Raw genomic sequence first — 25,675 nt, 5'->3', positions numbered from 1 at the left:
GATGACGTGTCAGGAAGGCTTCTGCGTCTGCTGTGCACGGGAGCGGTGGCGGCCGGGGCGCTGCTCTCGCCCACACCCGCCGCGGCCGTCCCGGAGCCCGGGCAGGGTTCCGGGGCCGACGCCCAGCGGTCCGTGGCCTCGTTGCTGACGGATCTTCAGCGGCTCTACCGGGACGCGGAACGCGCCACCGAGACGTACAACGGCACCGCCGAGAAACTGAAGAAGCAGCGCGCCGAGGTCGCCAGGCTCGACGCCGGCCTCGCCAGGGCCCGTCTCTCGCTTCAGGACAGCCGCGGCGCCGCGGGGCGGCTGGCCCGGCAGCAGTACCAGAGCAGCGACGACCTCTCCACGTACGTGAAGCTGTTGCTCGCCAGGGATCCGCAGCACGCCCTCGACCAGGAACACCTGATCGGACAGTTGTCGCTGGAGCGGGCCGCGACCGTGCGGCGGGTCGCGGGCGGCGAGAAGCGCACAGGTGTGCTCGCGCGTGCGGCCCGCAAGGCGCTGGACGGTCAGCTCTCCCTCGCCGAACGGCAGAAGAAGGAGCGGGACGAGGTACGCGAGCGGCTCGACGACGTCCAGAAGCTGCTCGCCTCGCTGACCGCGGAACAGATCGCCGAACTGGACAGGTTCGAGAAGTCGGGAACGGCGACGGCGCAGAAGAAGTTCATGGCCTCTGGCGCGCTCAGCAGCGTGCGGCCGCCCACGCAGGAGGGCGAGGAGGCGCTGCGCTACGCCGTCGACCAGATCGGCAAGCCGTACGAGTGGGGCGCGCAGGGCCCGGCGGCCTACGACTGCTCGGGGCTGACGTCACAGGCCTGGGAGCGGGCCGGCCGGCCTGTCCCCCGCACCAGCCAGGAACAGTGGGCCCGGCTCCCGAGAATCCCGCTGAGCAAGCTGCGTCCCGGCGATCTGGTGATCTACTTCCCCGAAGCCACGCACGTCGCCATCTACCTGGGCGACGGGATGGTGGTGCAGGCGCCGCGGCCGGGCGCGAAGATCAAGGTGTCCCCCATCGCCGCGAACCCGCTCCTCGGCGCGGTGCGCCCGGATCCGGACGGGGAGCCCCTGCGGCACTACACGCCACCGAAGCTCCCCGAGCACGCCACCGAAGGAACCGACGAGGGCTACGCCTCCGTCGCGCCGGTGACCGACGCCAGATAGGCGGCCGTCTTCTCCGGCTCGAAGAAGAAGTTCTCGAAGTCGGCCGGGTTGTTGAAGCCGTTGGCGAACCGGTCGGCGACGGGCTGGAGTTGGCCCGCCGCGCCGATCAGGTTGAGCACGTGCTCCGGCGGGACGCCCAGCATCGCGTTGGTCCACTTGGTGACGTGCTGCGCGGTGTCCCAGTAGCGGTCGAACGTCGCCTGCATCCACTCCTCGTCGAAGGGCTTTTCGCCCTGCTCGACGATCGAGGCGAGGTAGGCGGCGGCGCACTTGGAGGCCGAGTTGGAGCCCTGACCGGTGATCGGATCGTTGGCCACGACGACGTCGGCGACGCCGAGGACCAGCCCGCCGCCGGGGAGACGGCCGATCGGGTTGCGGACGGTGGGGGCGTACCGCCCGGACAACGTGCCGCCCGCGTCGGTCAGTTCGACGTTGGTGGCCCGCGCGTACTCCCAGGGCGTGAACTTCTCCATGAGTTCCAGGGTCAGGGAGAGGTGCTCACCGGGGTCCTTGACGCCGTTGAAGACGTCGAGCGGGCCGCCGGGTACGCCCTCCCAGAAAAGGATGTCGGCGCGACCCGAGGTGGTGAGGGTCGGCATGATGAACAGCTCGCCGACGCCGGGGACCAGGTTGCAGCGGACCGCGTCGTAGTCCGGGTGCTCCGGGCGCGGGCCCAGACCGTGGACGTAGGACACCGCGAGGGCGCGCTGCGGCTCGGTGTACGGGGAACGGGCGGCGTCGCGGCCGAACATCGCGACGAGTTCGCCCTTGCCCGCCGAGACGAGGACCAGGTCGTACGCGCGGGAGAAGTAGTCGAGGTCGGAGACCGCCGCGCCGTGGATGACCAGTTGGCCGCCGCGCTGCGCGAACGTCTCCATCCAGCCCGCCATCTTGACCCGCTGGTCGACCGACTGGGCGTACCCGTCGAGCTTGCCGACCCAGTCGATGGCGCGCTGCGAGGGGCCGGGGTCGAAGGAGCCGGGGACCGCGACCGAGACGCCGAGCCCCTCGATCTTCGGGGCCTGGGACTCCCAGAAGTTCAGCTGGAGATCGCGCTCGTGCTGGAGCGCCGTGTCGAACATGCACTGCGTCGACATGACCCGGCCGGAACGGATCTCGTCCGCCGTCCGGTTCGACATCAGGGTGACCTCGTACCCCTGCGACTGGAGTCCGAGGGCGAGCTGGAGTCCGGACTGGCCGGCTCCGACGACGAGTATCTTCCGCATGCGGGTTGCTTCTCCTAGGCCTAGGACTCAGGCGTCCCTATTCGGGGCTGACTTCGAGCGCGTGGCCGACCAGAGCGAGGAGGGTCTCGACGACCGAGATCCGGCGACGCGCGTCCATGATCATGACAGGTATGTGTGAAGGCACCGTGAGGGCTTCGCGCACGTCGTCCGGCTCGAACTCGTCGCTGCCGTCGAAGTGGTTGACGGCGACGACGTACGGCAGTCCGCAGCTCTCGAAGTAGTCGAGCGCCGGGAAGCAGTCCGAGAGGCGGCGGGTGTCGGCGAGGACCACCGCGCCGATCGCGCCGCGCACCAGGTCGTCCCACATGAACCAGAACCGCTGCTGGCCCGGCGTACCGAAGAGGTAGAGCACCAGGTCGTCGTCGAGCGTGATGCGGCCGAAGTCCATGGCCACGGTGGTGGTCAGCTTGTCCGGCGTACCCGTGAGGTCGTCGGTGTCCTCGCTGGCCTGAGTCATCAGCGCCTCCGTCTGGAGGGGCGTGATCTCCGAGACGGATGTGACGAGGGTGGTCTTGCCGACGCCGAAGCCGCCCGCCACCACGATCTTCGTGGCTATCGGCGCGCGCGTGCGGTCCGTCTGCCAGGCCTGCAGATTCTCCTCTTCGTCGAGGAGGGGGGCGACGCCAGGTTCGGCGTCAGAGACGACGGAGTCCACTCAGCACCCTTTCCAGCAGAGCGCGGTCCGGCTGTCCCGGGCCGTGACCTGTTCCGTACACACGGATCTTTCCCTGGTCCGCCAGGTCGCTCAAGAGCACTCGGACCACTCCGAGCGGCATCCTGAGGAGGGCGGCGACCTCGGCCACCGTACGCATCCGGCGGCAGAGTTCGACGATGGCCCGCATCTCGGGCATGACCCGGTGGGTGAGCGAGCCGTTGGTCAGCTCCTTGCGCTCCTCCGGGGCCTCCAGCGCGGCCACGAAGGTCTCCACCAGCAGGACGTGGCCGAAGCGGGTACGTCCGCCGGTGAGCGAGTAGGGGCGTACGCGGGCGGGCTTGCGGTCGCCGCCCCGGACCGGGAGCTTCTGAACGCCGTTCGACACGGTCATCAGGCACTCCCGAGAGCGTCGGCCTCAAGTGATTTCCGTAGCTCGATGCGCAGTTCGGGGGTCAGGACGTGTCCTGCCCGGCCGACGAAGAGCGCCATGTGGTACGCCACCACGCTCATGTCGCAGTCCGGGGAGCCGTGCACTCCGAGCAGCGAACCGTCACTGATCGCCATGACGAAGAGGCTGCCCTCGTCCATCGCGACCATGGTCTGCTTGACGCCGCCGCCGTCCATCAGCTTGGCGGCACCGATGGTGAGGCTGCCGATGCCGGAGACGATCGTGGCGAGGTCCGCGGCGGAGCCCTTGGGGCCGGTCGGCTTGGTGCTGTCGGCCGTCCTCGCCTCGGCGTTGCGGCCGGGGTCGGAGGAGAGCAGCAGCAGGCCGTCGGAGGAGACGACCGCGACCGACAGGAGGCCTGGTACCTCCTCGACGAGATTGGTCAGCAGCCAGTGCAGGTTACGAGCTTCACTGCTCAGGCCGAAGGTACTGGTCGCGGTCAACTGCTTGCCTCCTCGACTGTGCCCCCCGATGCTTCTACGTCCTGTGCGTTGAGCTGGTGCGCTGTGGGCGCGGGTCCTGCGGGCGCGTGTGCGGGCGCGTGTGCGGGCGCGGGTGCCGACGGGGTCTGTCCTTCGGGCGTGGGGGTCTCCGCCATCCGGTCGGCGATTTCCGCCTCCACGTCGCGACGGCCTTCGACCGCGCCCCGGTGGAACCCGCCCAGCCTGCGGCGCAGGGCATCGGCGTCCACGCCGCCCACGCGGGGCCGCGGGGCGGCGGTGGGGGCGGAGATCTTCGGCGTCCGTTTGGGCAGGCCCTTGTCGGTGAGCCGGGGGTGCTCATCGGGGGCACGCTCGTGGCTGTCGGGGCCGATGGCGTAGGGGTCGGTGGCCGGACCTGCGGGCAGGTCGGCGGCCGAACCGGCGGACGGGTCCGCCGCCTGAGCGGGCTCCGTGGCCGACGAGAGCTCCGCGGCCGGAGCGGGCTCCGCGCTCGCCCCGCCGGGGTGGGAACCGGCCTCGGTGACACCGGGGGCCGTCCCGGCCGTGCGGGTGGTCGTCCCGTCTGCGCCGGGGATCACTCCGTCGGCGCGGGCCCTCGTGCCGTCTGCGCCGGGGATCACTCCGTCGGCGCGAGAGGTTGCCTCGTCTGCGACGGGGACCATCCCGTCGGCACGGGCCCTCGTGCCGTCTGCGCCGGGAACCACTCCGTCGGCGCGAGAGGTTGCCTCGTCTGCGACGGGGACCATCCCGTCGGCACGGGCCCTCGTGCCGTCTGCGCCGGGGGTTGATGGCCCGTCGAAGCCGGGGGCCGGCTCTGCGAGGGGTCCGGTCGCCTCGAGGGAAGCCGCAGCGGGCTCGGCGAAGTCGGAGCCGGGACCGGGGGCCGACTCGGGGGCACCGAAGGCGGGCGCCGACTCAGCAGACCCGAAGGCAGGGGCCGACTCGGGAGACGCGAAGCCGGACGTCGACTCCGGAGACCCGAAGGCAGGGGCCGACTCGGGAGACGCGATGGCGGGCTCCGACTCGCAAGACCCGAAGGCGGGCTCCGACTCGTGAGACCCAGAGCCAGGGGCCGACTCCGGGGACCCGAAGGCAGAAGCCGACTCGGCGGATCCGAAGCTGGGTTCGCCGGGCGTCCCCGTGGAGTCGGCCGGCGTCCCGGCGAAGTCCGGTGCGGGGGCCGCCAGTTCGAAGGATTCCGGTGCGGGGGCCGCCGGTCCGAAGGACTCCTGCGCGGGGGCCGCCGGTCCGAAGGACTCCTGCGCGGGGGCCGCCGGTCCGAAGGACTCCTGCGCGGGGGATCCCGGTGTAGCGACCGCCGGTGCGGGGGCCGCCAGTTCGAAGTCGTCCGAGGCGGGGGCGTCCGGTCCGGGAGCGGCGTCCGGAGCGAGCTCCGGGAGCAGCAGCTCCATCGTCGTCTCGGACGGGTGTTCCGGCTCCGGCTCGGGCCCGCGGGGGGCCGGGATGACCGGGGTCTGCGCGGCCGGCTCGGGCGCCGGGACCGGTGCCTGCTCGGGCGCCGCCTCCGGCTCGACAGCGGCGTCCCGTACGGCAGCCTTGGCCGCCGCGATCAGCGGATCCTCGTCGCCGGCCGAGGCCGATACCGAGGCCCTGAGGATCGAACGGCCGTGCAGGACATTGGAGTTGGCCTCGGCGTCGGCGCCGGGCAGGGCCACCGCGGGGGCTGCGCCGGCGAGCCGGGTGGCGGCGGGGACGGTGGACGAGGGTGCGGCGGCGAGCAGTGCCTTGGGGAGGACGACCACGGCGGCCACCCCGCCCTGCTTCTGCTCGCGCAGCTTCACCCGTACGCCGTGCCGGTGGGCGAGCCGGGCCACCACGTACAGGCCGAGCCCGAGCCCCTCACCGCTCTCCTGGTCGTACGTGTCCTCCGGGTCGAACTCGGCGAGGCGGGCGTTGAGATGACGCATCCGCTCGTCGGTCATGCCGATGCCCTCGTCCTGCACGGAGAGCATCACGTCACCGCTCTCCAGCAGCCAGCCGGAGACCTCGACGGGCACGTCGGGCGGCGAGAACGAGGTGGCGTTCTCCAGGAGTTCGGCCACCAGGTGGCTGATGTCGTCGGCGGCGAACCCGGCGATGTGCGCGTGCGGGGGCAGCGCCGCGATCCGCACCCGTTCGTACCGTTCGATCTCGCTGACCGAGGCGCGTACGACGTCGACGAGCGGGACCGGGCCGGCGTGGTGCTGGACGTGCTCGGCACCCGCGAGGACGAGGAGGTTCTCGCTGTGCCGCCGCATGACGGTGGCGAAGTGGTCGAGCTTGAAGAGGGTGGAGAGGCGGTCCGGGTCCTGCTCGCGCTCCTCCAGGCCCTCGATGACGCCGAGCTGGCGCTCGACGAGGCCGAGGGTGCGCAGCGCGAGGTTGACGAAGGTGCTGTGGATCGTGCCGCGCACCTGCTCCAAGTGGGCTACGGACTCGGCGAGTTCGCCGCGCAGCTTGTCGCGCTCGTCGGCCATCAGCTGGCGCTGGCCGATGAGGTGCTTGCGGTCGCCTTCGAGGGTGGCGATCCGCTCATGCAGCGTGGCGGCGTGCGCGTGCAGCGCGTTGACGGAGCGGACGACCTGGGCGAACTCGTCGTTGCGGCCGGTGAACTTGACCGGTTCCTGGGAGCCCGGGTCGGCGGCGAGCCGGGCCGAGCCGAGACGCAGGACGGCGAGCGGCCGGGTGAGAGTGCGGGCCATGGCCATCGTGACGCCGGCCGCGACGAGCAGCAGGACGCCGAGGAGGGTGACGCGGATCTCCAGCGCGGTGACGTCGTCGTCCCGCAGCTGTTCGAGGCTCTTGGTGCGGTGGTCGTTGAGGGAGGCCTCCGCGCCGCGCATCAGATCGATCCGGGCGGACAGGGCGGCGTCCAGCTTCTTGGCGCTGGTGCCGAGCGCGGAGTCGGAGAGCTTCGGCTGGCCGGTGAGGTTCGCCAGGTACCGGTCGGCGGAGCCGACGTCGGGGCCGGTGACCGTGGAGTCGTAGGACGCCACGGCCTGCTTGGGCGCGGTCTCGCGGAAGTCGGCGAGGAGCGCGTCGGAGCGGACGCGGGCCTGCTGGGCGGCGGCGCTCAGCGCGTCGCGCTGCTTGGTGTCGGCGTCCGACGAGATGCTCGTGGTGGTCATCAGACCCGTGACCGGGTTGTAGACCGTCTGAGTCGTGCGCGGGATGGCGAGGGCCGCCAGGAGCAGTCCGCGGGCGGCGGCGGACTGCTGGACGGCGGTGTCCAGCTCGGCGAGGGCGTGCGCGCCGGAGCCCGCGCGCGGCGGCATCCGGTCGGCCAGGTCCTCGGCGAGGGCGTGGAGTTCGGTGATGGCCCCGGAGTACGCCTGGTGCGCTTCGAAGGCGGAGCTCTTCCCGGTGAGCGCCGCTCGCCTGAGGGCCTCGATGCCGTCGAGGTCCTTGAGCAGCGCGGCGGGGGCGTCCGCGTCCGCGCGCAGCTCGTCGACCTGCCGGTCGACCAGGGCGCTGCGCTGCTCGGAGGGCGCCTTCGCCTTGGGCCTGCCCGCGGCGACGTACGAGGTGACCTCGTCGCGCTCGTCGGCCAGCGAGTGCGCGAGGGTCAGCGCCTGCTGGGTGCGCTGTGCGAGCGTCACCAGGTTCTGGGAATCGTTCAGTTGCTGCGAGGCGGACAGCACCGTGGGCGCCCCGGCTCCGGCGATGGCGGCCGCGACGACCGCCACGGCCACGATCAGCCGGTTGCGTACGTGGGCGGTCCTGCCCCGGCCTGTGGAGCCGGTGGCGTCGCCGACGGCGCCACCCTCTGTGGAGTTGGAGGCCGTCTTCTTGCCTGTGCGCCTCGGCCGCGTCTTCTGCACCGGTGCTCGCATTCCTGACTCGTGTACCCATTTGGGGCCCGGGTGACGTCCCGTCAATCGCGGCGTCCGCCCGGTACGGCTCCCGACCCTCCCAGTGCCGGTGGGCAGTGGTCCCGCATCATCCGACCCGCCACCCGAAGGAGTGAACATCGGAGGGGAGTTGGCGGGCAAGTCCCGGGCCGCTCGCGACGGGCGCCCGCGGCGGGCCGGTTGGACGTCCGGGACGTGCTTTGGCAGTATTCGCCGCCACGCGTTGCCGGAGTCGATCATTCCATGCCAAACCTGGCGCCTGAGCTGCCGGTCCGCGTGTCGAGGGTTCCCCGCCGACCTTTCGGGGACCTTGTGAAGGGCTCGTGCAGACTGGCGGAATGCGCACTGAACTCGTATCGGAGCCCGGGGACCCGGACCGCCCCAATGAGGACTTCGCATCGGTCGGACTTCCCGCCTCAGGACAGGGCGGTTCACTGATCGTGCTCGACGGGGTGACACCCCCTCAGGGCGACTACGGCTGCGTGCATTCGGTCCCCTGGTTCTCCGCGCGGCTCGGCGGGGCACTGACCGAACTGTCCGTTTCGCAGGGGGATTTACCCCTCCCCGAGGTCCTGTCGCAGGCGATTCGCCGCGTCGCCGACGCACACGCCACCACCTGTGACCTTTCTCACCCGCGCACACCCCAGGCAACCGTGGCCCTCGCGCGATGGTCCGCGTCGGAGGTCGAGTACCTGGTCCTCTCGGACTCGGTCCTGCTGGTGGAATCCCCCGCCGGCGAGGTCACCGCCCTGCTGGACGACCGCCTTTCCCGCCTCCCCCGCGGCACGCTCACCACGGACGCCGTCGCCGACACCGTCGCCCGCAACAAGGAGGGCGGCTTCTTCACGGCGGCCGCGGACCCCTCTGTGGCCTCGCGCGCGGTGACGGGCACGCTCCCTCGCTCCTCCGTCCGCGCGCTGACGGCCCTCACGGACGGCGCCGCCCGCTGGGTGGAGAGGTTCCACGCGGGCGACTGGGCCGAGCTGTTCGCCCTCGTGCGCAAAGAGGGCTCCCCGTCCCTCGTCGAGCGCGTACGGGCGCTGGAGCACGCGGACGCGCGGGAGCGGTCGCGTCCTCGGCGGGGCAAGGCGCACGACGACGCGACGGTGGTGTTCGTGGAGCTTTGAGGAGAGGTGGACGGCGGAGGAGACGCGGACGGCGGTCGGGCGGGGGCTACTTCTCCATGCCGCGGTTCAGCTGATGCAGCAGCCGGGCGAGTTCCGCGACCTCGTTCTGGTCCCAGTGGGCGAGCTGGCGGACATAGCGGGCGCGGCGGGCCTCGCGGACGCTGCTGACGCGGCCGCGCCCCTCCTCGGTGAGGTGGACGAGCCAGGCGCGGCCGTCGGCGGGGTCGGGTTCGCGCGCGACCAGGCCCAACTCCTCCAGGGCGCGCAGTTGCCGGGACATGGTGGCCTTGCCGACGCCGATGTAGGCGGCGAGTTCCGTGGCGCGCTGGCGCCCGCACTCCTCCAGACGGACGAGCAGTCCGTACGCGGCGGACTCCAGGTCCGGATGGACCTCGCGGGCCATCTCCCCCTGGCTGGCACGGGCGCGGCGCAGGAACACGGTCAACTCGCGCTCCAGGGAGAGGAACTCGCGCTCCACGCCGCCGTGCACCGCGGGCCGGTCCACACCATTTCCCGACACGCCGGATTCGACCGGACGTCCGCCGTCGTTTCCGCCCTCGTGCACGTCAGCACCCCTGACTCGGTTTCCCGATCCTGAAAGTTTCTGCCAGAACTCGCCGTTGCCGCAGCTCCGCCAGTATTTCGCAGGCGTAGACCAACGGCAGCCTCCGCCCCCTCTTCCCACCCACGGTCTACGTGCGTAGTTTCTTTATCAGTCACTTATCTCATGGCATGCGCACGCCACTTTCAGATCAAGGACGACCTGATCCCCCCATGGCACGCGTGCCCGCGCTTTCCCCCCACCGAGCTCCATCGGGCTCCCCCGAGCTCCCGGAGCTCCATCGCCCTTCGGAGGCACGCACATGCCCGTGCACAGATCCGGAACGGCCCACCGCCTGCGAGCGCTCGCGGTAGGAACCCTGCTCGCCGCCTTCTCCCTCCTCTCCACCCTCCCCTCCTCCGCCGCCGACACCCCCGCCCGGGGCGCCGCCCGGATGGGCATGGGGGTCATCGCCCACGACGGCCAGGACGGCACGCCGTCCACCGGTGACGCCACCCAGACGGAAGGCGTGGACGTCTCCGGCTACCAGGGCAACGTCCCCTGGTCGACGCTGTGGAGCAGCGGGGTCAGGTGGGCCTACACCAAGGCGACCGAGGGGACGTACTACACGAACCCGTACTTCGCCCAGCAGTACAACGGCGCGTACAACATCGGCATGATCCGCGGCTCGTACCACTTCGCGACCCCGGACACCACGACCGGCGCCACCCAGGCCAACTACTTCGTCGACCACGGCGGCGGCTGGTCCGGCGACGGCAAGACACTGCCCGGCGCCCTCGACATCGAGTGGAACCCGTACGGGGCCGCCTGCTACGGCAAGACGCAGAGCGCGATGGTCAGCTGGATCAGCAGCTTCCTCACCCAGTACAGGGCCCGTACCGGACGCGACGCGGTGATCTACACGGCCACCAGCTGGTGGACCCAGTGCACCGGCAACTACGGCGGCTTCGCCTCCGCCAACCCGCTGTGGATCGCGCGCTACGCCTCCGACCCCGGGACACTCCCGGCGGGCTGGGGGTACTACACGATGTGGCAGTACACGTCGTCCGGCCCGACGGTCGGGGACCACGACAAGTTCAACGGCGCCCTGGACCGCGTCCAGGCGCTCGCCAACGGCTGACGTCCGGCACCTCACTGACGTACGGCGGTGACGTACGGCGGTGACGTACGGCGGTGACGGGCACGACCTTTGTACGGCGGTGACGCGCACAACTGTCGTACGGCGAAGGCCCGGGCCTCCCTCACGGGACCCGGGCCTTCCCTTCCGGCAACCTCCGTCACGCGGCTACCGGAACCTCCGGCACGGCGCCGTTCGTCGCCGGCGACAGTGCCAGCTCCAGGACCTGGCGGACGTCCGTGACGGCGTGGACGTCGAGCTTCTCCAGGACCTCGGCCGGAACATCGTCCAGATCGGCCTCGTTGCGCTTCGGGATGATCACGGTGGTGACACCCGCCCGGTGCGCGGCGAGCAGCTTCTGCTTCACGCCGCCGATCGGCAGGACACGGCCGGTCAGCGACACCTCACCGGTCATGGCCACATCGGTGCGGACCAGCCGGCCGGACAGGAGCGATGCCAGGGCGGTCGTCATCGTGACGCCCGCGCTCGGACCGTCCTTGGGGACGGCGCCCGCCGGGAAGTGGATGTGCACACCCCGGTCCTTCAGGTCGCCGACGGGCAGTTCGAGCTCCGCGCCGTGCGAGCGCAGGAAGGAGAGCGCGATCTGCGCCGACTCCTTCATCACGTCGCCCAGCTGACCGGTGAGGGTCAGACCGGCAGCGCCCGTCTCCGGGTCGGCCAGCGACGCCTCCACGTAGAGGACGTCACCGCCCGCGCCGGTGACGGCCAGACCCGTGGCGACACCGGGCACCGCCGTGCGGCGCTCGGCCGGGTCCTGCGCCGACTCGGGCACATGGTGCGGGCGCCCGATGAGCTCGCGCAGATCGGTGTCGGCCACCGTGAACGGCAGCTCCCGGCGGCCCAGTTCGTGCTGGGCCGCGACCTTGCGCAGCAGCCGGGCGATGCCCCGCTCCAGGTTCCGCACACCCGCTTCCCGGGTGTACTCCCCGGCGAGCTTGCGCAGCGCGCTCTCGTCCAGGACGACCTCGTCCTTCTCCAGGCCCGCCCGCTCCAGCTGGCGCGGCAGCAGGTGGTCCCGGGCGATGACGACCTTCTCGTCCTCGGTGTAGCCGTCGAGGCGGACCAGCTCCATACGGTCGAGCAGGGCCTCCGGGATGGCTTCGAGGACATTGGCCGTGGCGAGGAACACGACGTCGGAGAGGTCGAGTTCGACCTCCAGGTAGTGGTCGCGGAAGGTGTGGTTCTGCGCCGGGTCGAGGACTTCGAGCAGCGCCGCCGCCGGGTCGCCCCGGTAGTCGGAGCCGACCTTGTCGATCTCGTCGAGCAGGACCACCGGGTTCATCGACCCGGCCTCCTTGATGGCGCGCACGATCCGGCCGGGCAGCGCGCCGACGTACGTACGGCGGTGTCCGCGGATCTCGGCCTCGTCCCGTACGCCGCCGAGGGCGACGCGGACGAACTTGCGGCCCATGGCGTGCGCGACGGACTCGCCGAGCGAGGTCTTGCCGACGCCGGGCGGGCCGACGAGCGCCAGCACGGCACCGCCGCGCCGGCCGCCGACGACTCCGAGACCGCGCTCGGCACGCCGCTTGCGCACGGCCAGGTACTCGGTGATGCGCTCCTTCACGTCCTCCAGACCGGCGTGCTCGGCGTCGAGCACGGACTGGGCGCCCCTGATGTCGTACTCGTCCTCGGTCCGCTCGTTCCACGGCAGCTCCAGGACGGTGTCGAGCCAGGTCCGGATCCAGCTGCCCTCGGGCGACTGGTCACTGGACCGCTCCAGCTTCTCGACCTCCTTGAGGGCGGCCTCGCGGACACTCTCGGGAAGGTCTGCGGCCTCGACACGGGCACGGTAGTCGTCGGACTCGTCCTCGCCGTCCTCTCCCTTGAGGTCGCGCAGCTCCTTGCGTACGGCTTCCAGCTGGCGCCGCAGCAGGAACTCGCGCTGCTGCTTGTCGACGCCCTCCTGGACGTCCTTGGCGATGGACTCGGCTACATCCTGCTCGGCGAGGTGCTCGCGGAGCTGCTCGGTGGCGAGCTTCAGCCGGGCCACCGGGTCGGCGGTCTCCAGCAGCTCGACCTTCTGTTCGACGGAAAGGAACGGTGAGTAACCGGAATTGTCGGCAAGAGCGGAAACATCGTCGATCTGCTGCACCCTGTCCACGACCTGCCAGGCGGCGCGCTTGCGCAGCCAGCTGGTGGCCAGGGCCTTGTATTCCTTCACCAGGTCGGCGACCCGTCCGGGCAGAGGATCCGGCACGGTCTCCTCGACCCGGGTGCCCTCGACCCAGAGTGCGGCACCGGGACCCGTGGTCCCCGCGCCCACCTTCACGCGCCCGCGCCCTCGAATCAGGGCGCCAGGGTCGCCGTCGGCCAGCCGGCCGACCTGTTCGACGGTGCCGAGCACTCCGGTGCTCGCGTAGGTCCCGTCGATGCGTGGCACCAGGAGTACCTGAGGCTTCCCCGGTGTTGAACGGCCGGCGGCCTGAGCGGCCTCCACCGCGGCACGCACATCGGTGTCGTTCAGATCCAGCGGAACCACCATTCCGGGCAGCACGACCTCGTCGTCGAGCGGCAGCACGGGCAGGGTGAGTGATGCGGACGTCGAAGCCATGATCTCCCCTTCGGCAGTCAAGTTGAGCTATGTCGACTCAATGCACGGGAGCCCCGCAATGTTCCCCGGGGGACGTTCGCTGTGAGCGATCACTTCTGATCTCCCTGACCTGTACGGATCGCCGCTGGTCATCGGCCATGCGCGGACCGGGTGCCGATCGAGCGGCTGTCGTCGCCGGAGCGTCCGGCTCGGTCGCGGATCGTCTCCTCGCCTGCCGCCAGGGCCGCACGTGCCACGGCTCGGGTGGCCCGGCTTCTCGCCCCGCCGCTCGGGATGCGGGGTGACCACTTGCCGTTGGATGGTGGAGTCATGAACCATCACCACTCCCAGCCCAAGCTCGACATCGACCGCCGGCTCGTCACTACCGGTGCCGTGCTCACCGCGGCCGGTGCCGTGGTGGCATTCAGCGGCATGGCCATCGCGGCCGTCGCCGTGTTCTCCGCAGGCCGGCGCATGATCCGCGCCATGGATGTGCCTCCGAGCCATCAGGCCGCCATGAAGTGGCGGCAGGCCAAGGAGGCGTCCCTGGCGGGCGTACAGGCATGGCAGTCCGCGTCCGACGCCCAGAACGGGTCCCTCTCCCGCTAGTCCCGATCCGGAAATCCTCCGGCCGTCGCTGTCGGGCGCCGTCGATGCGGACCGCGCCCGACGGCCGGGCGCGCCACCGGCACCGGTGGAACCGTCTCCGGACTCCGGGGCAGGACGCCGTCCTCGCCCCGAAAGGGCCCGGGGATCGGCCGTGCTGCCTGTGCCGGCGTGCGACCACCCCCGCGAGCACGCCGGCTGCGGTCGGGGCACGCTCGGCGTTCCCGGGCGAGGCGCGCGTCGGCCGTCACCCCGACGGCTCAACGGGTCGCGTCGCGTCCGCGGGATGAGGACGCGGCGCCCCTGAGCCGGTGGGAGCGCCGGCCGATCGGGGAGCCCGCGGCTCAGCGCCGCGCGACCGGCCCGGGGAACCGGTGCCGCTGCCGTACCAGTGGCCACGTCGCGACGCCGATCGCCAGCGCGATCAGGTGGCCGCCGTCCGTCACGGGGTCGGTCAGAAGGATCAGGTCCTGAACGAGGACCGAGCCGAAGCCGATCAGGAGCGGCCGGCCCAGCCAGGGAGAGAGGAGTCCCGCGAGCGAGCCGACGCTCGCGGCGACGCCGAAGCTGATGCCGTAGTCGAGCCGGTGCAGTGAGCCGACGGGCAGTACGCCCACCAGCACCGCCAGGCCGACCGGTACTTCGGTGGCCAGCGTGGCCGCCACATGCCCGAGCAGGAAGACGCCGGCCGCCCACGCCGTGCCCGTACGACGCTCCAGTGCGGTCAGCACGAGCAGAAAGCCGACCGCGTACGGCGAGGCGATCCCGCCGACGATCCACAGCGCGCTCGCGATCAGTACGAGTACCGGGTGGCGCGCGAGGTGCGCGACGTCCGTACTGGACGCCTGGTGCAGGGCGTGGACGAACGCGGGGTGCGCGTGGTCGGCGAGGTAGGAGGTGGCGGCGAGGACAGCCGCGTACCCGAAGGTGAAGGGCGTACCCAGCGGGGTGGGCAGAAGCCGCAGGACAGGGAGTGCGCCGAGCCGGCCGGGGACGGCGCGTGGAGCGGAACCGGAGTCGGACGCGAGTGCCTGCGCGGCCGTCGGGCCGGGCTCGGGCGTGCCCGCCGGTCCGGGCCGTCCCGGCGCTTCCAGTACATCCGCCGGCCCGGGAGTGCCCACCGGTACGAGCGTGGCCGCCGACCCGGGAGTGCCCGCCGGTCCGAGCGTGGGTGTGGGCGTCGACAGGGCCTGTTCTGTGACCTCTGCTGTGGCTGTGGGCGTGGCCCCCGGCGCCGGTGGCGGCTTGGAGCCGTCGCGCTGCTGCGGCATCCCGGGGAGACGGTTCGGGGGAGGTGTGCCCGGCGCCGGTCCGGTGGACGTACCGGCTCGGCCGGTGGGCGCATCGGCTCGCCCGGTGGTGCTCAGGTCCACAGTGCGGCGCTCCTTCCGTCGCATCCCACCCTTCGCGTCCCCCGTATCGCTGTCTATGACCGGCGCCACGTACAGAACGATTCTCAGCAACTCCTCAAGAAAGGGGCCGAGACGTCGGGGCCTCCACCTGAGATCCCCGGTCCACCACCGCGTCAACCTCGTACGGCCCGCCGTCACCCCCTGAATCGGAGAACCGGCCTGATCACGCCACGCGCGCCCCGCACCGTACGGCGCCGCACCGCCCGGCCTCGCGCCGCCCCGGGTCCGGGCCGCGGGGCCGGACCCAGGAGACCCGGCCCCCGAAAATTCCGGCCACCCGTGCTGGTGAAAATGCCAGGATGGCGGCCATGACTGCCTCGTACGACACTCCAGTGGTCATCGACCGCCGTCAGGGCCCGTACGGCGAGGTCGTGCTGCGGCGCCACGGCACTCTCCTGCAGATCATCGCCAACGGGTGCTTTCTGATGGACACCTCCGACGGGCGTTCCGAGCGGCTGCTCGTGGACGCGGCGTACGACGCCCTCGACGGGCGCCCGGAGCCGAGTGTGCTGATCGGGGGGCTCGGCGTCGGGTTCTCGCTCGCACACGCCGCCGCGGACCACCGCTGGGGGCGCATCACTGTTGTCGAGCGCGAACGGGCCATCATCGACTGGCACCGTGACGGCCCCCTCGCCGCGCTCTCGGCCCAGGCACTCGCCGACCCGCGTACCGACATCGTCGAGACCGACCTCGTCGGCTACGTCAATGAGATTTCCGACACGTTCGACGCGCTGTGCCTCGACATCGACAACGGACCCGACTGGACGGTCACCGAGGGCAACGCGGGACTGTACGGGAAGTCCGGACTGGCAAGCTGCGCAAGGGCGTTGAGACCGGGCGGCGTGCTCGCCGTCTGGTCGGCCCAACCCTCTCCGGAATTTGAAGAATCCTTGCGGAATGCCGGATTCCATCGGGTTCGTACCGAAGAGATCCCCGTTGCCCGGGGCGTTCCCGACCTCGTGTACCTCGCGGTAAGGCCTGGATAGCCGAGGCACGGTGACTGCCCGTACCCTGCTTGCCTGACGCGGATCATTCAAGCGTCAAGCGCAGTCATGGGATCACCCCACGGATTCCGGAAAGCACACTTCAGGGGCGGGCGATGGAGCAGACACACACCTCCCAGAACGGCACGGCGGCGACCCCCGGCGCTCAGCGCCGGGTTTTGGTCGTCGAGGACGACCCGACGATCGTCGACGCCATCGCGGCCCGCCTGCGAGCCGAGGGATTCCTCGTGCAAACCGCGGGCGACGGTCCGGCCGCCGTCGACACCGCCGAGGCCTGGCAGCCCGATCTGCTGATCCTCGACATCATGCTGCCCGGCTTCGACGGTCTGGAGGTCTGCCGTCGTGTGCAGGCCGCCCGCCCGGTGCCGGTGCTGATGCTCACCGCGCGCGACGACGAGACCGACATGCTGGTCGGACTCGGGGTCGGCGCCGACGACTACATGACCAAGCCGTTCTCGATGCGCGAGCTGGCCGCTCGGGTGCACGTCCTGCTCCGCAGAGTCGAGCGCGCGGTCGTCGCGGCCTCCGCTCCGCGCAGCGGCATCCTGCGCCTCGGCGAGCTGGAGATCGACCACGCGCAGCGCCGGGTGCGGGTCCGCAGCGAGGACGTGCATCTCACGCCCACCGAGTTCGACCTCCTCGTCTGCCTCGCGAACACCCCGCGTGCCGTACTCTCGCGCGAGCAGCTTCTCGCCGAGGTGTGGGACTGGGCGGACGCCTCCGGTACCCGGACCGTCGACAGCCACATCAAGGCGCTGCGCCGCAAGATCGGCGCCGAGCGGATCCGCACGGTGCACGGCGTCGGCTACGCACTGGAGAGCCCGACTCCCTGAGCCGGGCCTCCGTAGGAACGTCGGGACCCGCGTGATCGGGACCTGCGTGAGGGGCTGATGTGATGAGCGGACTCGGAGAACGGGGACGCGGGCTCGGCGAGCGCGGACGCGGACTCGGCGAGCGCGCGTCCGGCGAGCGCAGGGGCACGGGCTCCTGGGGTGACGTGCGGCCCTTCTCGATCAACACCAAGCTGGGCGCGCTGGTCGTCATCTCCGTGCTCATCACCACGGGTCTGTCGATGATCGCGGTGCACACCAAGACGGAGCTCCGCTTCATCACGGTCTTCTCGATGATCGCCACCCTGCTGATCACGCAGTTCGTGGCGCACTCGCTCACCGCGCCGCTGGACGAGATGAACGCGGTGGCCCGCTCCATCTCGCACGGCGACTACACCCGCCGGGTGCGTGACGACCGGCGGGACGAGCTGGGCGACCTGGCGCAGACGATCAACCTCATGGCCGACGAGCTGGAGGCCCAGGACCGTCAGCGCAAGGAGCTCGTGGCGAATGTCTCGCACGAGCTGCGTACCCCCATCGCGGGGCTGCGCGCGGTCCTGGAGAACGTCGTGGACGGCGTCTCGGCCGCCGATCCCGAGACCATGCGCACCGCGCTGAAACAGACGGAGCGCCTCGGGCGGCTGGTGGAGACCCTCCTCGACCTGTCCCGGCTGGACAACGGCGTCGTACCGCTGCGCAGACGGCGCTTCGAGGTGTGGCCGTATCTGTCCGGCGTACTGAAGGAGGCCAACATGGTCGCCTCGGCGCGCGCGGACCTCAGCTCGGGCTCCGGCGGCGGCCACACCCGCACGGACGTCCATCTGCACCTCGACGTGTCCCCGCCGGAGCTGACCGCGCACGCGGACCCGGAGCGGATCCACCAGGTCGTCGCGAATCTCATCGACAACGCGGTCAAGCACAGCCCGCCGCACGGCCGGGTGACGGTACGGGCACGGCGGGGCGACCATCCCGAGTCACTGGCCCTGGAGGTCCTGGACGAGGGACCCGGTATCCCGAAGTCGGAGTGGCACCGCGTCTTCGAGCGGTTCAACCGGGGCGGGGTGCCCTCGCCGCACGGCCCGGGCAGCGACGGCGGCACGGGCCTGGGCCTGGCCATCGCCCGCTGGGCGGTCGATCTGCACGGCGGACGGATCGGTGTGGCCGAATCTCAGCGGGGTTGCCGGATCCAGGTCATCCTTCCGGGACTCCCTTCTCTGCCAAGTTGACGTAAAGTTCGAACCGGAGCCGCAAGATCCATCACTGTCGCCGCCGGCGTACACGTGTGATCAGGCACAGGACCGTGTGAAGGGTGCCGCGGCCCTCGGTCGACGTACCCGATCCGAAGCGGAACCCCACTTGTTTCCCGCCATTTCCATGGGCGAAACACGGATTTCGATGTGACTTACACGACGTTGGACGGGCCCGGCCTGACCTTCTCGGCCAGGGAGGCGTAGCCTTTATTCCCGCTGTCCATCACCTTGTGAAGCGGAAGAGGGCGGTTGCCGCCGTGTCGCCACAGTCCCCCAGTAACTCGAGCATCTCGACCGATGACCAAGCCGTCGGGAAGAACCCCGCGGCCGCATTCGGTGCCAACGAGTGGCTCGTCGACGAGATCTATCAGCAGTACCTCCAGGACCCGAATTCGGTAGACCGAGCCTGGTGGGACTTCTTCGCCGATTACAAGCCCGGGGCGCCCGCCGCCTCGGCTCCGGCGGGTACTGCGGCCGCGGGGGCCGCAGGGACCACCACGGCCGCTCCGGCCGCCCCTGCGCCGCCCGCGGCGCGCCAGGCTCCCCCTCAGGCGCCCCCTGCCGCTCCGGCCGCCGCGCCCGCGGCTCCGAAGCCCGCTGCCGCCGCCCCGGCTCCCGCGAAGGCCGCTCCGGTCGCCGCGAAGCCGAAGGCCGCCGAGGCGCCCGAGGGCCCCGAGTACGTGACCCTGCGCGGTCCCGCCGGTGCCGTCGCGAAGAACATGAACGCCTCGTTGGAGCTGCCCACGGCCACATCCGTGCGCGCGCTCCCGGTGAAGCTGCTCTTCGACAACCGCATCGTCATCAACAACCACCTGAAGCGCGCCCGGGGCGGGAAGATCTCCTTCACCCACCTCATCGGGTACGCGATGGTGCAGGCCATCAAGGCCATGCCGTCGATGAACTGGCACTACGCGGAGAAGGACGGGAAGCCCACCCTCGTCAAGCCCGCGCACGTCAACTTCGGCCTCGCCATCGACCTGGTGAAGCCCAACGGCGACCGCCAGCTGGTCGTCGCGGGCATCAAGAAGGCCGAGACGCTGAACTTCTTCGAGTTCTGGCAGGCCTACGAGGACATCGTCCGCCGCGCCCGTGACGGCAAGCTGACGATGGACGACTTCACCGGTGTCACGGTCTCGCTGACCAACCCCGGTGGCCTCGGCACCGTCCACTCGGTCCCGCGTCTGATGCCCGGACAGTCGGTCATCATGGGCGTCGGCTCGATGGACTACCCGGCGGAGTTCCAGGGCACCTCCCAGGACACCCTGAACAAGCTCGGCATCTCGAAGGTCATGACGCTCACGTCGACCTACGACCACCGGGTCATCCAGGGCGCCGCCTCCGGCGAGTTCCTGCGCATCGTCGCGAACTACCTGCTCGGCGAGACCGGCTTCTACGACGAGATCTTCGAGTCGCTGCGGATCCCCTACGAGCCGGTCCGCTGGCTCAAGGACATCGACGCCAGCCACGACGACGACGTCACCAAGGCCGCCCGCGTCTTCGAGCTGATCCACTCCTACCGGGTCCGCGGCCACGTCATGGCCGACACCGACCCGCTGGAGTACAAGCAGCGCAAGCACCCCGACCTGGACATCACCGAGCACGGGCTCACCCTGTGGGACCTGGAGCGCGAGTTCGCGGTCGGCGGGTTCTCCGGCAAGTCGATGATGAAGCTGCGCGACATCCTCGGCGTCCTGCGCGACTCGTACTGCCGCACCACCGGCATCGAGTTCATGCACATCCAGGACCCGAAGCAGCGCAAGTGGATCCAGGACCGCGTCGAGCGCCCGCACTCCAAGCCGGAGCGCGAGGAGCAGCTGCGCATCCTGCGCCGCCTGAACGCGGCGGAGGCCTTCGAGACCTTCCTGCAGACGAAGTACGTCGGCCAGAAGCGCTTCTCCCTGGAGGGCGGCGAGTCCGTCATCCCGCTCCTCGACGCCGTCATCGACAGCGCCGCGGAGTCGCGCCTGGACGAGGTCGTCATCGGCATGGCCCACCGCGGCCGGCTGAACGTCCTCGCGAACATCGTCGGCAAGTCGTACGCGCAGATCTTCCGCGAGTTCGAGGGCAACCTCGACCCGAAGTCGATGCACGGCTCCGGCGACGTGAAGTACCACCTGGGCGCCCAGGGCACCTTCACCGGTCTGGACGGTGAGCAGATCAAGGTCTCGCTGGCCGCCAACCCCTCCCACCTGGAGACGGTCGACCCGGTCATCGAGGGCATCGTCCGCGCCAAGCAGGACATCATCAACAAGGGCGGCACGGACTTCACGGTCCTGCCCGTCGCCCTGCACGGTGACGCGGCCTTCGCCGGCCAGGGTGTGGTCGCCGAGACGCTCAACATGTCGCAGCTGCGCGGCTACCGCACGGGCGGCACGGTCCACATCGTCATCAACAACCAGGTCGGCTTCACCGCCGCCCCGGAGTCGTCGCGCTCCTCCATGTACGCCACCGACGTGGCCCGCATGATCGAGGCGCCGATCTTCCACGTGAACGGTGACGACCCCGAGGCCGTCGTCCGCGTCGCGCGTCTGGCGTTCGAGTTCCGCCAGGCGTTCAACAAGGACGTCGTGATCGACCTCATCTGCTACCGCCGCCGCGGACACAACGAGTCCGACAACCCGGCGTTCACGCAGCCGCTGATGTACGACCTGATCGACAAGAAGCGCTCGGTGCGCAAGCTCTACACCGAGTCCCTGATCGGTCGCGGCGACATCACCCTCGAAGAGGCCGAGCAGGCGCTGCAGGACTTCCAGGGCCAGCTGGAGAAGGTCTTCACCGAGGTCCGCGAGGCCGTCGCGCAGGTGCCCGAGGCTCACATCCCGGACGTCCAGGCCGAGTTCCCGGTCGCCGTGTCCACCGCGGTCTCCCAGGAGATCGTGAAGCGGATCGCCGAGTCCCAGGTCAACGTCCCCGACAACGTCACCGTGCACCCGCGGCTGCTCCCGCAGCTCCAGCGCCGTGCGGCGATGATCGAGGACGGCACGATCGACTGGGGCATGGGCGAGACCCTCGCCATCGGTTCGCTGCTCCTGGAGGGCACGCCGGTCCGGCTGTCCGGCCAGGACTCGCGCCGCGGCACCTTCGGTACGCGTCACGCGGTGCTGATCGACCGGGTCACGGGCGAGGACTACACCCCGCTCCAGTACCTCTCGGACGACCAGGCCCGCCTGAACGTCTACGACTCGCTGCTCTCCGAGTACGCGGTCATGGGCTTCGAGTACGGCTACTCGCTGGCCCGGCCGGACGCGCTGGTCATGTGGGAGGCGCAGTTCGGTGACTTCGTCAACGGCGCGCAGACGGTCGTCGACGAGTACATCTCGGCCGCCGAGCAGAAGTGGGGCCAGACGTCCGGCGTCACCCTGCTGCTCCCGCACGGCTACGAGGGCCAGGGCCCGGACCACTCCTCGGCCCGGATCGAGCGCTTCCTCCAGCTGTGCGCGCAGAACAACATGACGGTCGCCCAGCCGACGCTCCCGTCGAACTACTTCCACCTCCTGCGGTGGCAGGTGCACAACCCGCACCACAAGCCGCTGGTGGTCTTCACCCCGAAGTCGATGCTGCGCCTGAAGGCGGCGTCCTCGAAGGCGGAGGAGTTCACGTCGGGTCAGTTCCGCCCGGTCATCGGTGACGACTCGGTCGAGGCGTCCGCCGTGCGCAAGGTCGTCTTCTGCGCCGGCAAGCTGTACTACGACCTGGAGGCCGAGCGGAAGAAGCTCGGCAGCACGGACACGGCGATCATCCGTATCGAGCGCCTGTACCCGCTGCCGGGTGCCGAGCTCCAGGCGGAGATCGCCAAGTACCCGAACGCCGAGAAGTACCTGTGGGCGCAGGAGGAGCCGGCGAACCAGGGTGCCTGGCCGTTCATCGCGCTCAACCTGATCGACCACCTGGACCTGGCGGTCGGCGCCGACGTCCCGCACGGCGAGCGTCTGCGCCGCATCTCGCGTCCGCACTCCTCCTCCCCCGCCGTCGGTTCCGCGAAGCGGCACCAGGCGGAGCAGGAGCAGCTGGTGCGTGAGGTGTTCGAGGCGTAGGCCTCCGGCACGGCAGTACGAAGGGCCCGGCCCCGAGTTCATCCGAACTCGGGGCCGGGCCCTTCGGCGTGCTGGGCGGGCCGAAGCCGACGGCCCCAGGCGTGAACCTCACGTCTCCTGCGGTTCGAAGTCCCAGTAGGGCCGGTTGCGGGAGCGGGCCGAGATGGTGTGGACATGCCGGGGGCCCAGCGTGGCGTCCAGGTCGGCGAGGGCTTCCTGTTCCGTCTTCTCGGCCTGGCGGCCGTCCCGCAGAGCCCGTAGGTCGGCGGCGAGGGCGATACGGGCGGAGAGTGTCAGCGGGTGGGTACGGCCGAGGGTCTCGGTGGCCCGGGTGACCGCCTCCTGGCTGAGTTCGGCGGCCCGCTCCGGGTCGCCGACGAGGTTGCGCAGGGCGGAGGCGTTGATGGCGCAGCCCAGCGTCCAGGGATGGCGCTCCCCCACCGCCGCGGTCATGCCGGCCAGCGCCTGTTCGATGGCGATATGGGCCTGGTCCCGTTCGCCGACACTGCGCAGGACCAGGGCGTGGTTGGCGCGAACACCGGCGATGTAGGGGTGCCCCTCGGCGAGCATCACCTCGTACCGGGCGACGACGGACTCGCCGAGTTCCCGCGCCTGGTCGATGTCGCCGTGCTCACGCGTGAAACAGCTGGTGGAGGCGGCGAATCTCAGCGTCTGCGGATCGGTCTCGCCGAGGGCGCGCTCGCAGCGCTCCAGTACCCGGGTGAGCAGGGTCCCCGCCGCGGAGCGGTCCCCGGTGCGGTAGTGGCACAGGGCGAGGTTGTGCTCGGCCTCGAGGGTCTGCGGCGCGTCGGCCCCCATGACAAGTCGGTACTCGCGCACGTTCTTGGCCTGGATCGACTCGGCCTCCGTGTAACGGCCCAGCAGGCGAAGGTCCACGGCGTAGTGGAGTTCGGAGGACAGCGCCCATGGATGCCGTGCCCGCAGCAGCAGTCGACGTGCCTCCAGTGTCCTCCGGTCGATGTCCAGTGCCGCCTCGTAGTGGCCGAGCAGGCGCAGGGACACCGCCAGGTTGTTCTGGGCGCCGAGGGTCCGTGAGTCCTGTTCGCCCAGGAGCTCGCGGTAGGTCAGTACGAGTCTCTGCGAGAGTTGCAGCGACTCGTCGTAGCGGGCGAGGCCGCGCAGGTCCGCGCCGAGGCCGCTCACCGCTCGCAGGTGGTCGAGGTCCTGCTCGCCGCGCTGCTCGCGCAGATGGTTGACGGCGACGCGCTCGATCATCTCCGTGCGCTCGTAGTCGCCGACCGCCCGCAGCAGGTTGGCGTAGTGGTGGGTCAGCTCCCAGACCCTCGGGTGGTTCTCCCCGAGCAGCTCCTGCCAGGCCTCGAGGGCACGTTCGCCGAGCCTGATGCCCGACTGGTACTCGCCCGAAATGTACATGTAGCGAAGGCAGTTGAAGACCAGCGTCTGCACTGCCGAGTCCTTGCTCTGCAGCACGTCCGCGTACTTCAGATGCGGAACGATCTCCGCGTAGCCGCTCCAGAGCCGGGTGTCGGTGGGGCGCCGGGGGTCGGCGGCGGCGAGTGCGCGCCGGACCACGTCGATGAACTCGCGGCGGTCCTCGTCGGGCATGTCCTTGTGGACGATCTGGTGGACCATGCGGTGCAGGTACAGCGACTCGCCGGAGGACGCCGCCTCGTCACCGGCCGCCTCGTGGGACTCGAGCCGGACGACCGAGTACTGGCGGAGCTGGTTGATCGCCCTGTTCCACAGCAGCGGGTCGTTGAGCAGACCCGCGATCTGTTCGGGCAACTGGTCGTGCGGCATCTCCTTCAGAAGGCGTACGGGGATGAAACCCGGCGCGAAGAAGGTGCACAGGCGCAGCAGGTCGACGGACTCCGGGACGGTGTCGCGGAGTTTGTTCAGCAGTATCGACCAGGCGGTCTGGAAGGCGACCGGGAAGTCGGCGGAGATCTTGACGACGTCCTGGTCGATGCCGCCGTCCAGGAGGGCGATGTACTCCTGGACGGACAGGTCCGAGTCGTTGAGCCAGCCGGCCGTCTGGTCCAGCAGGAGCGGCAAGTCCTCCAGCGCGTCGGCGAGTTGGTCGGCCTCGGGTTCGGTGAGGCGGGGTGCGCGGCGGCGGATGAAGGCGACGGACTCGTCACGGGCGTAGACCGGCACCTCCAGCAGCTTGCTGTTGTGCTCGCTCCACTCGGGGTTGCGGGAGGTGATCAGGACATGGCCGGGCCCGGTGGGGACGAGGTCGTAGATCTGGTCGGGCTCGTCCGCGCCGTCCAGGATCAGCAGCCAGCGGGAGTACGGGTCACCCCGGCGCAGCGAGTCGCGTACGGCACGCAGCCGTTCGCCGTACTCGGCGCCGGTCGCGAGCCCCAACTGCGGTGCCAGTTCGGCCAGTCGGCGCCGGTAGGTGACCCGCTTCTCGGCGTTGACCCACCAGACCACGTCGTACTCGGAGCCGAACCGGTAGACGTACTCGGCGGCGAGCTGGGTCTTGCCGACGCCGGACATTCCGTGCAGGGTGACCACGCCCGCGCCCGCCTCGGCGCCCTGGAGCAGGTGGTAGGCGTCGTTCAGCAGCGGCTCGCGGCCGGTGAAGCGGGTGTTGCGGCGCGGGACGCCGCCCCAGACCTCGGGCATCGCGGCCGGGAAGCGGGGGCCGCGCCGTGCACCCTCGACGGACTGCGGGAGGGGTTCGGAGGCCAGGTCGAGGCGGTCGAGGAGGCGGCGCTCGGCCTCGTCGGCGCCCATGTTGTTCAGGTCGACCGCGCCGAGCACGGCGGTGGCCGTCGGCACCGGGCTGTTGGTGACGGAGACGGCCGCGAAGCGGGACGGGTCGGGCGCGACGACTTCGCGCAGCGCGGCGTTCCACTCCTCGTAGGTGCGCGGGCCCAGCTGGAAGTACCACTCACTGACGATGATCAGGATCCGGCCCCGGGCCAGTGTCAGGTCGCGCAGCAGGTCGACGAGGGGCACCTCGGCCGGGGCGTCCCAGCGCTGGTACACCACACGATGGCCACGCCGCTCCAGACGGTCCCCGATCCAGGCCGCCCAGGCCCGGTTGAAACCGGCGAAGCTGATGGTGACGGTCTGCTTGGCGGACCCCCTCTCGGCTGGCCCGACCGGCGTACGAGCTCCAGACATGCAGCGGCCTCCCCGCGCGTGATTTTAGAACCGCTGCGAGGGCCGGCGATAGGGCGCCGACGCACGCCAGTCGCTTGCTCCACGGTTCCTTTTCAAACGTGTTCAGCGACGATCTTGACGCACCGACCGTCCCGCGTCCGGGAACCCACGGCTTTCGGCGAGGATGGCTCAATCCAGACGTGGCATGGCGCGTTCGACGGGCGCGCGGAGCGCGTTCGGCGGGCCCGGTTCGACTCGATCGACCCGTGGCG

16 protein-coding genes and 1 pseudogene are annotated in these 25,675 nt (G+C 70.7%); 8 read left to right on the top strand and 9 right to left on the bottom strand.

What is annotated here, in order from left to right; translation table 11 throughout:
• Nucleotides 1–6 precede the first annotated feature (6 nt).
• Nucleotides 7–1,164 carry a C40 family peptidase gene (locus tag ACZ4N5_RS05230; protein WP_467755755.1) on the top strand — a complete coding sequence of 386 codons (1,158 nt, stop codon included), beginning with the start codon at nucleotides 7–9 and terminating at the stop codon, nucleotides 1,162–1,164.
• Here ACZ4N5_RS05230 and ACZ4N5_RS05225 read toward each other — a convergent pair.
• The 5 genes and pseudogenes from ACZ4N5_RS05225 to ACZ4N5_RS05205 all read right to left on the bottom strand — a co-directional run.
• Complete coding sequence (locus tag ACZ4N5_RS05225) at nucleotides 1,128–2,390, bottom strand: styrene monooxygenase/indole monooxygenase family protein (protein ID WP_467755754.1); 1,263 nt, start codon at nucleotides 2,388–2,390, stop codon at nucleotides 1,128–1,130. The genes ACZ4N5_RS05230 and ACZ4N5_RS05225 overlap by 37 nt on opposite strands.
• A gap of 37 nt (nucleotides 2,391–2,427) precedes the next feature.
• Complete coding sequence (locus tag ACZ4N5_RS05220; protein WP_467755753.1) at nucleotides 2,428–3,066, bottom strand: GTP-binding protein; 639 nt, start codon at nucleotides 3,064–3,066, stop codon at nucleotides 2,428–2,430.
• Complete coding sequence (locus ACZ4N5_RS05215) at nucleotides 3,047–3,457, bottom strand: DUF742 domain-containing protein (RefSeq protein WP_467755752.1); 411 nt, start codon at nucleotides 3,455–3,457, stop codon at nucleotides 3,047–3,049. The genes ACZ4N5_RS05220 and ACZ4N5_RS05215 overlap by 20 nt, the downstream gene beginning before the upstream one ends.
• On the bottom strand, nucleotides 3,457–3,957 hold the full coding sequence (locus ACZ4N5_RS05210) for a roadblock/LC7 domain-containing protein (RefSeq protein WP_467755751.1): 501 nt from the start codon (nucleotides 3,955–3,957) through the stop codon (nucleotides 3,457–3,459). Before ACZ4N5_RS05210 ends, ACZ4N5_RS05215 begins: the two co-directional genes overlap by 1 nt.
• 1,202 nt (nucleotides 3,958–5,159) lie before the next feature.
• Nucleotides 5,160–7,790, bottom strand: a pseudogene (locus ACZ4N5_RS05205) (sensor histidine kinase); the annotation flags it as partial.
• A gap of 356 nt (nucleotides 7,791–8,146) precedes the next feature.
• On the opposite strand from ACZ4N5_RS05205, the gene ACZ4N5_RS05200 reads away from it, so the two are divergent.
• A complete protein-coding gene (locus ACZ4N5_RS05200; protein ID WP_467755750.1) occupies nucleotides 8,147–8,935 on the top strand; it encodes a protein phosphatase 2C domain-containing protein in 789 nt (262 codons plus the stop codon).
• A gap of 46 nt (nucleotides 8,936–8,981) precedes the next feature.
• Here the strand turns inward: ACZ4N5_RS05200 and ACZ4N5_RS05195 are convergent, their stop codons facing one another.
• Complete coding sequence (locus tag ACZ4N5_RS05195; protein ID WP_467755749.1) at nucleotides 8,982–9,500, bottom strand: MarR family winged helix-turn-helix transcriptional regulator; 519 nt, start codon at nucleotides 9,498–9,500, stop codon at nucleotides 8,982–8,984.
• Nucleotides 9,501–9,798: 298 nt separating this feature from the next.
• On the opposite strand from ACZ4N5_RS05195, the gene ACZ4N5_RS05190 reads away from it, so the two are divergent.
• Nucleotides 9,799–10,617: a lysozyme gene (locus tag ACZ4N5_RS05190; RefSeq protein ID WP_467755748.1), complete on the top strand. Its 819-nt coding sequence runs from the start codon at nucleotides 9,799–9,801 to the stop codon at nucleotides 10,615–10,617.
• A 157-nt stretch (nucleotides 10,618–10,774) separates the two neighbouring features.
• Here ACZ4N5_RS05190 and lon read toward each other — a convergent pair whose 3' ends face one another.
• Nucleotides 10,775–13,189 carry an endopeptidase La gene (lon, locus tag ACZ4N5_RS05185; RefSeq protein ID WP_467755747.1) on the bottom strand — a complete coding sequence of 805 codons (2,415 nt, stop codon included), beginning with the start codon at nucleotides 13,187–13,189 and terminating at the stop codon, nucleotides 10,775–10,777.
• A gap of 309 nt (nucleotides 13,190–13,498) precedes the next feature.
• On the opposite strand from lon, the gene ACZ4N5_RS05180 reads away from it, so the two are divergent.
• On the top strand, nucleotides 13,499–13,777 hold the full coding sequence (locus ACZ4N5_RS05180) for a hypothetical protein (protein ID WP_467755746.1): 279 nt from the start codon (nucleotides 13,499–13,501) through the stop codon (nucleotides 13,775–13,777).
• A 341-nt stretch (nucleotides 13,778–14,118) separates the two neighbouring features.
• Here ACZ4N5_RS05180 and ACZ4N5_RS05175 read toward each other — a convergent pair whose 3' ends face one another.
• Nucleotides 14,119–15,045 (bottom strand): rhomboid-like protein, encoded by a 927-nt coding sequence (locus ACZ4N5_RS05175; protein ID WP_467755745.1) that lies wholly within the window; start codon nucleotides 15,043–15,045, stop codon nucleotides 14,119–14,121.
• 449 nt (nucleotides 15,046–15,494) lie between these two features.
• Between ACZ4N5_RS05175 and ACZ4N5_RS05170 the strand changes: the two genes are divergently transcribed.
• The 4 genes from ACZ4N5_RS05170 to ACZ4N5_RS05155 all read left to right on the top strand — a co-directional run bounded on the left by ACZ4N5_RS05170 (nucleotide 15,495) and on the right by ACZ4N5_RS05155 (nucleotide 22,304).
• Nucleotides 15,495–16,172 carry a spermine/spermidine synthase domain-containing protein gene (locus ACZ4N5_RS05170; protein WP_467755883.1) on the top strand — a complete coding sequence of 226 codons (678 nt, stop codon included), beginning with the start codon at nucleotides 15,495–15,497 and terminating at the stop codon, nucleotides 16,170–16,172.
• 113 nt (nucleotides 16,173–16,285) lie between these two features.
• A complete protein-coding gene (locus tag ACZ4N5_RS05165; RefSeq protein ID WP_467755744.1) occupies nucleotides 16,286–17,023 on the top strand; it encodes a response regulator transcription factor in 738 nt (245 codons plus the stop codon).
• A gap of 62 nt (nucleotides 17,024–17,085) precedes the next feature.
• Nucleotides 17,086–18,246, top strand: a complete 1,161-nt coding sequence (locus ACZ4N5_RS05160) for a HAMP domain-containing sensor histidine kinase (protein WP_467755743.1) — start codon at nucleotides 17,086–17,088, stop codon at nucleotides 18,244–18,246.
• Between the two features lie 281 nt (nucleotides 18,247–18,527).
• Complete coding sequence (locus tag ACZ4N5_RS05155) at nucleotides 18,528–22,304, top strand: multifunctional oxoglutarate decarboxylase/oxoglutarate dehydrogenase thiamine pyrophosphate-binding subunit/dihydrolipoyllysine-residue succinyltransferase subunit (RefSeq protein WP_467755742.1); 3,777 nt, start codon at nucleotides 18,528–18,530, stop codon at nucleotides 22,302–22,304.
• Between the two features lie 108 nt (nucleotides 22,305–22,412).
• On the opposite strand, the gene fxsT is transcribed toward ACZ4N5_RS05155, so the two are convergent.
• Nucleotides 22,413–25,424 carry an FxSxx-COOH system tetratricopeptide repeat protein gene (fxsT, locus tag ACZ4N5_RS05150; protein ID WP_467755741.1) on the bottom strand — a complete coding sequence of 1,004 codons (3,012 nt, stop codon included), beginning with the start codon at nucleotides 25,422–25,424 and terminating at the stop codon, nucleotides 22,413–22,415.
• Nucleotides 25,425–25,675 lie beyond the last annotated feature (251 nt).

It is taken from the genome of Streptomyces sp. NPDC026500, from assembly GCF_055567635.1.
This window is presented reverse-complemented; position numbering and strand designations above follow the sequence as displayed.

Bases quoted from the DNA above. Each gene is read 5' to 3' on its own strand.
- ACZ4N5_RS05215 (WP_467755752.1), bottom strand. From the start codon at position 3,457: ATGACCGTGTCGAACGGCGTTCAGAAGCTCCCGGTCCGGGGCGGCGAC.
- ACZ4N5_RS05190 (WP_467755748.1), top strand. From the start codon at position 9,799: ATGCCCGTGCACAGATCCGGAACGGCCCACCGCCTGCGAGCGCTCGCG.
- ACZ4N5_RS05180 (WP_467755746.1), top strand. From the start codon at position 13,499: ATGAACCATCACCACTCCCAGCCCAAGCTCGACATCGACCGCCGGCTC.
- lon (WP_467755747.1), bottom strand. From the start codon at position 13,189: ATGGCTTCGACGTCCGCATCACTCACCCTGCCCGTGCTGCCGCTCGAC.
- fxsT (WP_467755741.1), bottom strand. From the start codon at position 25,424: ATGTCTGGAGCTCGTACGCCGGTCGGGCCAGCCGAGAGGGGGTCCGCC.
- ACZ4N5_RS05225 (WP_467755754.1), bottom strand. From the start codon at position 2,390: ATGCGGAAGATACTCGTCGTCGGAGCCGGCCAGTCCGGACTCCAGCTC.
- ACZ4N5_RS05160 (WP_467755743.1), top strand. From the start codon at position 17,086: ATGAGCGGACTCGGAGAACGGGGACGCGGGCTCGGCGAGCGCGGACGC.
- ACZ4N5_RS05170 (WP_467755883.1), top strand. From the start codon at position 15,495: ATGACTGCCTCGTACGACACTCCAGTGGTCATCGACCGCCGTCAGGGC.
- ACZ4N5_RS05200 (WP_467755750.1), top strand. From the start codon at position 8,147: ATGCGCACTGAACTCGTATCGGAGCCCGGGGACCCGGACCGCCCCAAT.
- ACZ4N5_RS05165 (WP_467755744.1), top strand. From the start codon at position 16,286: ATGGAGCAGACACACACCTCCCAGAACGGCACGGCGGCGACCCCCGGC.
- ACZ4N5_RS05175 (WP_467755745.1), bottom strand. From the start codon at position 15,045: ATGCCGCAGCAGCGCGACGGCTCCAAGCCGCCACCGGCGCCGGGGGCC.